The organism is Kitasatospora nipponensis (assembly GCF_039528135.1).
Lineage (GTDB): Bacteria > Actinomycetota > Actinomycetes > Streptomycetales > Streptomycetaceae > Kitasatospora > Kitasatospora nipponensis.
Genome location: NZ_BAAALF010000251.1, coordinates 273 through 9,921, shown reverse-complemented (window position 1 = coordinate 9,921; position 9,649 = coordinate 273). Strand labels below are relative to the sequence as shown.

General features: G+C 74.7%; 7 protein-coding genes. 5 read left to right on the top strand and 2 right to left on the bottom strand.

Annotation, left to right across the window (positions count from 1 at the left end; all coding sequences use genetic code 11):
• Positions 1–229: 229 nt before the first annotated feature.
• The gene (locus tag ABD323_RS37120) at positions 230–1,552 is read right to left on the bottom strand and encodes an SWIM zinc finger family protein (RefSeq protein WP_344446507.1); all 1,323 of its coding nucleotides are present in this window, start codon (positions 1,550–1,552) and stop codon (positions 230–232) included.
• A 34-nt stretch (positions 1,553–1,586) separates the two neighbouring features.
• The gene (locus ABD323_RS37115) at positions 1,587–2,069 is read right to left on the bottom strand and encodes a Uma2 family endonuclease (protein WP_344446506.1); all 483 of its coding nucleotides are present in this window, start codon (positions 2,067–2,069) and stop codon (positions 1,587–1,589) included.
• A 42-nt stretch (positions 2,070–2,111) separates the two neighbouring features.
• Between ABD323_RS37115 and ABD323_RS37110 the strand changes: the two genes are divergently transcribed.
• From ABD323_RS37110 to sucD, 5 genes are all read left to right on the top strand, one after another.
• Positions 2,112–3,251, top strand: coding sequence for an ATP-binding protein (locus ABD323_RS37110; protein WP_344446505.1), 1,140 nt, complete (start codon positions 2,112–2,114; stop codon positions 3,249–3,251).
• A gap of 49 nt (positions 3,252–3,300) precedes the next feature.
• The gene (locus ABD323_RS37105; protein ID WP_344446504.1) at positions 3,301–5,955 is read left to right on the top strand and encodes a DUF5682 family protein; all 2,655 of its coding nucleotides are present in this window, start codon (positions 3,301–3,303) and stop codon (positions 5,953–5,955) included.
• Positions 5,952–7,202: a VWA domain-containing protein gene (locus ABD323_RS37100; protein WP_425556292.1), complete on the top strand. Its 1,251-nt coding sequence runs from the start codon at positions 5,952–5,954 to the stop codon at positions 7,200–7,202. Before ABD323_RS37105 ends, ABD323_RS37100 begins: the two co-directional genes overlap by 4 nt.
• A 313-nt stretch (positions 7,203–7,515) precedes the next feature.
• Positions 7,516–8,691 (top strand): ADP-forming succinate--CoA ligase subunit beta, encoded by a 1,176-nt coding sequence (sucC, locus tag ABD323_RS37095; RefSeq protein WP_344446503.1) that lies wholly within the window; start codon positions 7,516–7,518, stop codon positions 8,689–8,691.
• Positions 8,692–8,708: 17 nt separating this feature from the next.
• Entirely contained in the window at positions 8,709–9,590 is an 882-nt protein-coding gene (sucD, locus tag ABD323_RS37090) for a succinate--CoA ligase subunit alpha (RefSeq protein ID WP_344446502.1), read from the top strand.
• The last annotated feature ends 59 nt before the right edge of the window (positions 9,591–9,649 follow it).

Genomic DNA, 9,649 nt, shown 5'->3' with positions numbered 1-9,649 from the left:
CCCGCCCCCCCCACCCCCTCCCCCACCCACCTGGTCCGCGGCGGCGAAGGCGGGCGAGTCCGGGTCGGGCGCGGGCAGCGGGCGCCGGTCGGTGCCGAGCAGGGCGGCGCTGTGCAGCCGGGTCCAGAACGCGTCGTCCAGGTCGATGGTCATCGCCGCTCCGTTCACTGCCGCTCCGTTCACTGGCGCCCCGTTCACCGGGCTGCTCCGTTCGGGTGTGCCACGCGGGTCACTGCGCCACCCCGGTCGGCCGGCCGCTCTCGTCCCAGACCGTGACCGGCGCGAACCCGCGGTGCCCGCACTCGCCGAAGACCGTCATCGGCCGGCCGCCACAGACCGCGACGAGCCGCCAGAGTGCCGCGTCGCCGGCCGGGCGCAGGTCCAGCGCCTCGCGCCCGTCGCTCAGTTGCCAGCCGGTCGGCCCGGCGACGGGCACCACCGCGGTCAGTACCACCGGCCAGGAGGTCAGCCACGGATCGTCGGCCACCGCCTCGCCGTAGGCGGCCAGGGCGCCCGCCGGTGAGAGGCCGGGCGGGCGGGCGGCCGGCCCGCTCGGGGTGGTCGGCAGGCCGTGGCGCGGGCCCAGCGCGGCCCGCAGGGGCCGGGCGGCGGGTTGGAAGGCGACCTCGGCCTCCAGCAACTGGCCGGTGGGGATCGCGAGTTCGGGGGCCTGGCCGGGTCGGCCGAAGGAGAGCAGCAGGGCCGGGCGGGCGGTCTTGGTGCCGTGCAGCCACAGTCGGCGGGTGGTCAGCCGCTCGTCGGTGCTGTCCCGGCCGCCGAGCACCAGCCAGCGGTCACGCACGGTCGGGCCGGCCAGCAACTCGGCGCTGTCGGTGGTGAATCCGATCCGGCTGCGGACGGTGGCGGCCAGTGGCGCGGGCAGCTCGCCGACCCGGTCGTAGGCGGCGGCGAGCAGGTGCAGCAGGGCGTGGTCGGCCAGTGCGTCCGCCGGCTGCTGGGCCAACTCCCGCACCAGGGAGGCGAGTCCGGGGGCCTGTGCGTCGACCATGCGGGCCGCCACCTCCTCCCAGTCGGTGGTGGTGGCGCTGCCGTCGGCCAGGCCGCGGCGGATCCGGTCGGTCAGCCGCAGCCGCAGCTCCTGGGTACCGGCGGCCACCCGCGCCGAGCGGCGCTCGGCGCGCCGGCGCGCCGCGGCCGGATCGGCGGCGACCGCCGTGGCCCTCGCCGTCACCCTCTCGGCGGCCTCCTCCGCGCGCAGGCGGCGCCCGGCGAGCCACTCGCCGGCCCAGGAGGCCGGTTCGGCCCCCTCGGCCACCGCCTGCGGGCCGGTGCTCCAGAGCAGCAGCAGCCCCAGCGCGTGCTTGCACGGGAACTTCCGGCTGGGGCAGCTGCACTGGTAGGCGGGCGTGGCCAGCTCCACGACCGTCCGGTACGGGGTGCTCCCGCTGCCCCGGCACTGCCCCCAGAGCGCCCCCTGCCCGCTGCCGGTCTGCGACCAGGGCGCGGGGGAGGAGAGCTTGCCGGCCGCCTTCTGCGAGGCGGCGTCGGGTGCGAGGGACAGGATGTGTTCGGTGCTCCAGCGTTCCTCCATGCCCCGCACGCTACGGCGGGACACTGACACGTCCTCAGGGAAGCCGGCGGGGTGGGTAGACCTTGAAGGTGGCGGTGGCGATCGAGCAGGAGAGTGGCTCGGGCAGCTTCACGTCCTCACCGAACTCGCCGTACTCGACCGTCCGGTAGGAGCCTGCGTGGGGCTGCGTGTGCAGCTCCCAGACGCCGTCGTTCGGGTCGACGATCAGGTGGAGCGGGATCTCGTTGCGGGCGTACCAGGTGCGCTTCTTCGCATAGTCGCCGTCCCGGTCGGACGAGACGATCTCGACCGTGAGCAGGACCCGCCCCGCGGGGAAGGGGTTCGCGTTGTCCGACGTCTGCTCGTGGGTCGTCGCGACGATGTCCGGCTTCGGCTCGAATCCCTCTGGGGTCCCCGGCGGCGGGCGCCGATTGTCAGTGGCGGGGTGCAGAGTGGTTCTCGCAGGCCGGAGCGGTACTCCGGGCCCGGGCCTGCCATCTGCGCCGATGCTCCCTTTGCACTCCTCCGTCCACGGCACCCCCAGCGGTGTGTCCCGGCGGCCGACCTGAAGGAGCTCCTCATGACGACCACCGCCACCACCGCCACCCATGCCGCTGCCACCGACACCACCGCCGGTACCACCGAGGTGCTGCGCGCGCACGCCGAGGACGCCTTCGCCGGCGAGCTGGCCGCGCTGGCCGCGCAGGACGACCGGCCGCGCCCCGAGCGCTGGCGGCTCTCGCCCTGGGCGGTGGCCACCTACCTGCTGGGCGGCGAGCTGCCGGACGGCACCGTGATCACGCCCAAGTACGTCGGACCGCGCCGGATCGTCGAGGTCGCGGTGACCACGCTCGCCACTGACCGGGCGCTGCTGCTGCTCGGGGTGCCGGGCACCGCGAAGACCTGGGTCTCCGAGCACCTGGCGGCGGCCGTCAGCGGGGACTCCACGCTGCTCGTCCAGGGCACCGCCGGCACGCCCGAGGAGGCGGTCCGATACGGCTGGAACTACGCGCAGTTGCTTGCCAACGGCCCCAGCCGGGCGGCCCTGGTGCCCTCGCCGGTGATGCGGGCGATGGCGGAGGGCAAGATCGCCCGGGTCGAGGAGCTGACCCGGATGCCGGCCGACGTCCAGGACAGCCTGATCACCATCCTGTCGGAAAAGACGTTGCCGGTACCCGAGTTGGGCGGCGAGACTCAGGCTGTTCGCGGATTCAACCTGATCGCCACCGCGAACGACCGGGACCGTGGCGTCAACGAGCTCTCCAGTGCGTTGCGCCGCCGGTTCAACACGGTCGTACTGCCGCTGCCGGCGACCCTCGACGAGGAGGTCGAGATCGTCACGCGGCGGGTCGGCCAACTGGGCCGCTCGCTGGACCTGCCGGAGCTTCCCGGCGGGGCCGAGGAGATCCGACGGGTCGTCACCGTCTTCCGCGAGCTGCGCGAGGGCATCACCCTCGACGGCCGCACCAAGGTCAAGTCGCCCACCGGCACGCTCTCCACCGCCGAGGCGATCTCGGTGGTCACCAACGGACTCGCGCTCGCCGCGCACTTCGGCGACGGCGTGCTGCGCGCCGGGGACGTGGCGGCCGGCGTGCTGGGCGCGGTGCTGCGCGACCCGGTGGCCGACCACCTGGTCTGGGCGGAGTACGTCGAGGGCGTGGTCCGCGAGCGCGAGGGCTGGAAGGACTTCTACCGGGCGGCGCGCGAGCTGTCCCACTGAACACCGGCGGCAGGGACACGACGTCACGATCACACAAGGGGGAAGAGCAATGAACGGTGAGGTGACCTTGTTGGGCGTGCGGCACCACGGTCCCGGTTCGGCCCGCGCGGTGGGCGCGGCCCTGGCCCGGCTGCGGCCCGACGCCGTGCTGATCGAGGGGCCGCCGGAGGCCGACCCGATCATCGCCCTGGCGGCGGAGCGGGACATGGTGCCGCCGGTGGCGCTGCTGGCCCACGCGGTCGACGAACCGGCCCGGGCGGCGTTCTGGCCCTTCGCGGCCTTCTCGCCCGAGTGGGTGGCGATCCAGCACGCGCTGGCGGCCGGGATCCCGGTGCGGTTCATCGACCTGCCGGCGGCCAGCGGCTTCGCGCTGGCCGCGCGGGGGGGGGGGGGGGGGGGGGCGGGGGGGGGGGGCGGCGATCTGCGGGCGGATCCGGTCGCCGCGCTGGCCGCGGCCGCCGGCCGAGCGGACGTGGAGGGGTGGTGGGAGGACGTGGTCGAGCACCGGCTGCCCGGCGACGATCCCCTCGCCCCGTTCGCGGCGGTGGCCGAGGCGATGGCCGTACTGCGCGACGACAAGGTAGGCACCCCGGGGTCGCCCGGGGTACGGCCCGAGGGCACGGCGGTTCCCTCGGGCCGGGCGGACGGGCCGCAGTCCCCGGTACACCCGGGGGCTGCGGCCCCGCCGCCTTTTCCGGGCCGCTCCGCTCCCGCCGACCCCGTCACTCCGGCCGGTGCCGCCGGTCCGTCCGAGTCGCACGCGGCCGGCCGGCTCTGGTCCCACCGGCGCCGCGACGACCTGCGCGAGGCGTACATGCGCCAGCAGATCCGCACCGCGCGCCGCGCCGGGCACCGGCGGATCGCCGTGGTCTGCGGGGCCTGGCACGTGCCGGCGCTCAGCGCCATGCCCACCGCCGCGGCGGACCGCTCGCTGCTGGCCGGGCTGCCGAAGAAGCTGAGGACCGAGATCACCTGGGTCCCCTGGACCCACCGCCGGCTCTCCCAGCACACCGGCTACGGCGCCGGCATCGAGTCACCCGGCTGGTACCAGCACCTGTTCGAGCGGGCCGGCGAGCGCGGCGCGCTGGCCCGCTGGCTGACCCGGGCCGCCGAACTGCTGCGCGCCGAGGACCACCCGGTCTCCTCCGCGCACGTGATCGAGTCGGTCCGGCTGGCCGACGCGCTGGCCGCGATGCGCGGCCGCCCGGCCGCCGGACTGGCCGAGACGCTGGACGCCGTCCAGTCCGTGATGTGCGACGGCTCGCCGGTCGCGCTCGCGCTGGTGCACGACCGTCTGGTGGTCGGCGACGCGCTGGGCGGGGTGCCGGCCGACACCCCGACCGTCCCGTTGCAGCGCGACCTGAACAAGCTGCAGCGCTCGCTGCGGCTGCGACCCGAGAGCGAGCCGCGCGAGCTGGTCCTGGACCTGCGCAGGGAGCTGGACGCGGCCCGCTCGCTGCTGCTGCACCGGCTGCGGCTGCTGGGCATCGGCTGGGGCACCGAGGCGCCCGGCGCGGCCGGCTCCACCGGCACCTTCCGGGAGAGCTGGCGGCTGTGCTGGGACCCGGAGTTCGCGGTCCGGGTGGTGGAGGCCGCGCAGTGGGGCACCACGGTCGAGGAGGCGGCGGCCGGCCGCCTGGCGGCACGGGCCGGCCAGGCCGGCGAGCTCGCCGACCTCACCCGGCTGGCGGAACAGTGCCTGGTCGCCCACCTGCCCGCGGCGCTGCCCGCCGTGATGCGCGAGCTGGCCGACCGGGCCGCGCTGGACACCGACGCCGGCCGGCTGGCCGAGGCCCTGCCCGCGCTGGTCCGCGCGCTGCGCTACGGCGACGTACGGGGGACCGACAGCGGCGCGCTGGGCGAGGTGGCGCGCGGCCTGGCCGAGCGGATCTGCGTGGGTCTGCCGGCGGCCTGCACCGCACTGGACGCGGCCCGCGCCGCCGCGATGCGCACCCGGCTGGACGCCGTGCACACCGCGATCGGTCTGCTGGACCCGAGCCCGCCGCCCGTCGCCGAGACCGCCGAGACCGCGGTGGGCGCGGCGGGTGCGGGCCCGCGGGACGCGCTCGCCGACCGCTGGGCCGCGGCGCTGGCGGCGCTGGTCCGTCGCGAGCCCACCGGTGGACCGGTCACCGGCGACCCCGGGCGGCTGCGCGGCCGGGCGGTGCGCCTGCTGCTGGACGACGGCGCGCTGGACGCGGCCGAGGCCGGGCGGCGGCTGCGCCTGGTCCTCTCGCCGGCCGGCGCCCCGGCGGACGCGGCCGGCTGGATCGAGGGCTTCCTCTCCGCCGGCGGCGCCCTGCTGCTGCTCGGCCCGCAGCTGCTCGCCCTCCTGGACGAGTGGCTGATCCAGGTGCCCGCCGACACCTTCACCGACGTCCTGCCGCTGCTGCGCCGGACCTTCGCCGACCTGGAGGCCGGGGTGCGCCGCACCGTCGGCGCCAGGGTGGCCGCCGGGCCGCTGGACCCGGGCGCGGCCGGTGCCGCAGGGGGCGGGGTCGGCGCGGGCGGCCCGCGGCTGGACCCGCAGCGGGCGGACGCCACCCTGCCGGACGCGCTGCGCCTGCTCGGCCTGCTCGGCCCCGCACCCGCCACCGCCGACCACCTCGCTGACCCCGCGCCCGCCGGGCCCGAGGCCCCCGCCGCCGTGCCGCGGGCCCGCCCCCGGATCCCCCACCAGAGCGACCGCAGGAGCAGCTCGTGAGCCCCGACCCCGCCCTCGCCGCCGACCCCGCCCCCGTCACCGGGCCCGACCCCGCCGTCGAGCGGCTGCGCCGCTGGCGCCTGGTGCTGGGCGGCGAGGCCGACGGCACCGGGTACGCCCCGGCCGGTCGGGACGCCGCCATGGACCGCGCGCTGACCGCCCTCTACCGCGGCGCGCCCGAGGGCGCGGGTGGCGGCGCGGGGGCCGCAGCCGCCCAGTCCGGCGCTCCGCGCAGTGCCGGACTGGGTGGCAGCGCGCCGCAGGTGGCCCGCTGGCTGGGCGACATCCGCACCTACTTCCCCAGCACCGTGGTCCAGCTGATGCAGCAGGACGCGATCTCCCGGCTGGGCCTGGACCGCCTGCTGCTGGAGCCCGAGATGCTGGCCGCCGTGGAGCCGGACGTCCACCTGGTCGCCACCCTGCTCTCGCTCAGGCACGCGCTGCCGGAGACCACCCGCGAGAGCGCCCGCGCGGTGGTCGGCACGGTGGTGGCCGACCTGGAGCGCCGGCTCGCCGACCGGACCCGGGCCACGCTGGGCGGCGCGCTGGACCGCAGTGCCCGGGTCAACCGCCCGCGCCACCGCGACATCGACTGGAACCGCACGATCCGGGCCAACCTGCACACCTACCTGCCCGGGGCCGGCCCCGGCGGGCGCGGCACCGTGGTGCCCGAGCGGCTGGTCGGCTACGCCCGCGCCCGGCGCGCGGTGAAGAAGGAGGTCATCCTCTGCATCGACCAGTCCGGTTCGATGGCCCCCTCGGTGGTCCACTCGGCGGTCTTCGGCGCGGTGCTGGCCTCGATGCACGCGCTGAGCACCCGGCTGGTGGTCTTCGACACCGCGGTGGTCGACCTGACGGAGCAACTGGCCGATCCCATCGACGTGCTCTTCGCCACCCGGCTCGGCGGCGGCACCGACATCAACCGGGCGCTGGCCTACTGCCAGTCCAGGATCACCCGTCCGGGCGACACCGTCGTCGTCCTGATCAGTGATCTCCACGAGGGCGGGATCCGCCGGGAGATGCTCCGCCGGGTGGCCGCGATGAAGGCCGCCGGCGTGCAGTTCGTCGCCCTGCTCGCGCTCAGCGACGAGGGCGCCCCCGCCTACGACCACGCGCACGCCGCCGCGCTGGCCGCGCTCGGCGTCCCGGCCTTCGCCTGCACGCCGGACGCGTTCCCGGAGGTCATGGCGGCGGCCATCGAGAAGCGTCCGCTCCCGTTGCCCACCGGTCCGGTACCGGCCGGCTGACGGGGGGTGGGACGGCGGCCGACACGCGGAGGAGGTCGGGGTGAACTCGGGGCGCGCGGGGCGTCCGGCTGCGCCCGTTGTGACGGTTCTCACCAAAGCCGGGCCGGTCCCGGGCGAAACACGCCTGTCGTCCGGGGATAACCTGCCAGACGGACGTGACGCGCGTGTTGATTGACGTGTGCGCCCGTGGCTGTGTGGGCCGCAAGGCCAGAAACTCTGCGTACCCGCACCGCCTCGACGACCCGCAGCGAAGATCCTGCCGTGGCACGCTCGTAGAGACACAATCCGCGACCACGAACAAGGACGAACACACGTGGACCTGTTCGAGTACCAGGCGAGGGACCTCTTCGCCAAGCACGGTGTACCCGTGCTTGACGGTGATGTCATCGAGACCCCCGAAGCCGCTCGCGCCATCGCCGAGCGCTTCGGTGGACGCGCAGTCGTCAAGGCTCAGGTGAAGGTCGGTGGCCGGGGCAAGGCCGGCGGCGTCAAGCTCGCCGCCGACCCGGCCGACGCGGTCGCCAAGGCCGAGGCGATCCTCGGTATGGACATCAAGGGCCACACCGTTCACAAGGTGATGCTGGCCCAGACGGCGGACATCAAGGACGAGTACTACGTCTCGTTCCTGCTGGACCGCACCAACCGCACCTTCCTGGCCATGGCCAGCGTCGAGGGCGGCGTGGAGATCGAGGTCGTCGCCGAGGAGAACCCCGACGCGCTCGCCAAGATCCCGGTCGACGCCAACGAGGGTTGCACCCCGGAGAAGGCCGCCGAGATCGTCGCCGCGGCGAAGTTCCCGGCCGAGGTCGCCGACCAGGTCGCCGATGTCCTCCAGAAGCTCTGGAAGGTCTTCATCGCCGAGGACGCCCTCCTGGTCGAGGTCAACCCGCTGATCAAGTCCGGCGACGGCAAGATCATCGCGCTCGACGGCAAGGTCTCCCTGGACGAGAACGCCGAGTTCCGCCAGGCCGACCACGCGGCGCTCGAGGACAAGGCCGCGGCCAACCCGCTGGAGGCGGCGGCCAAGGCCAAGGGCCTCAACTACGTCAAGCTCGAGGGCGAGGTCGGCATCATCGGCAACGGCGCGGGTCTCGTCATGAGCACCCTGGACGTCGTCGCCTACGCCGGCGAGAACCACGGTGGCGTCAAGCCCGCCAACTTCCTCGACATCGGTGGCGGCGCGTCCGCCGAGGTGATGGCGAACGGCCTGGAGATCATCCTGGGCGACCCCGACGTCAAGTCGGTCTTCGTCAACGTCTTCGGTGGCATCACCGCCTGTGACGCGGTCGCCAACGGCATCGTGCAGGCGCTCGCGCTGCTCGAGGCGAAGGGCGAGGCCGTCACCAAGCCGCTCGTCGTCCGCCTCGACGGCAACAACGCGGAGCTGGGTCGCAAGATCCTCACCGACGCGAACCACCCGCTCGTCGAGCAGGTGGACACCATGGACGGCGCCGCTGAGCGCGCCGCCGAGCTGGCCAACGCCAAGTAAGGAAGGGGACTAACACCATGGCTATCTTCCTTACCCAGGACAGCAAGGTCATCGTCCAGGGCATGACCGGCTCCGAGGGCATGAAGCACACCCGCCGCATGCTCGCGTCCGGCACCCAGATCGTCGGCGGCGTGAACCCGCGCAAGGCCGGCACCACGGTCGACGTCGACGGCACCGAGGTGCCCGTCTTCGGCTCCGTCGCCGAGGCCATCGAGAAGACCGGCGCCGACGTCACGGTCATCTTCGTGCCGCCGAAGTTCACCAAGGACGCCGTCGTCGAGGCGATCGACGCGGAGATCGGCCTCGCGGTCGTCATCACCGAGGGCGTCCCGGTCCACGACTCGGCCGCCTTCTGGGCCTACGCCGGCTCGAAGGGCAACAAGACCCGGATCATCGGCCCGAACTGCCCCGGCCTGATCTCCCCCGGAGCGTCGAACGCCGGCATCATCCCGGCCGACATCACCAAGGCCGGCAAGATCGGTCTGGTGTCGAAGTCCGGCACCCTGACCTACCAGCTCATGTACGAGCTGCGCGACATCGGCTTCTCCTCGGCCGTGGGCATCGGTGGCGACCCCGTCATCGGCACCACCCACATCGACGCCCTCAAGGCGTTCCAGGAGGACCCGCAGACCGAGATCATCGTGATGATCGGTGAGATCGGCGGCGACGCCGAGGAGCGTGCCGCGGCCTACATCGCCGAGCACGTCACCAAGCCGGTCGTCGGCTACGTCGCGGGCTTCACCGCCCCCGAGGGCAAGACCATGGGCCACGCCGGCGCCATCGTCTCCGGCTCCTCGGGCACCGCGGCCGCCAAGAAGGAGGCCCTGGAGGCCGCGGGCGTCAAGGTCGGCAAGACCCCGTCCGAGACCGCGCGCCTGGCCCGTGAGCTGATCGGCTGATCAGCCCACCGCGCAACGCCTCGCCCACCTCGACGCCCTCAGCCTGACGCGATGAGATC

Bases quoted from the DNA above. Each gene is read 5' to 3' on its own strand.
- ABD323_RS37120 (WP_344446507.1), bottom strand. From the start codon at position 1,552: ATGGAGGAACGCTGGAGCACCGAACACATCCTGTCCCTCGCACCCGAC.
- ABD323_RS37110 (WP_344446505.1), top strand. From the start codon at position 2,112: ATGACGACCACCGCCACCACCGCCACCCATGCCGCTGCCACCGACACC.
- ABD323_RS37105 (WP_344446504.1), top strand. From the start codon at position 3,301: ATGAACGGTGAGGTGACCTTGTTGGGCGTGCGGCACCACGGTCCCGGT.
- sucD (WP_344446502.1), top strand. From the start codon at position 8,709: ATGGCTATCTTCCTTACCCAGGACAGCAAGGTCATCGTCCAGGGCATG.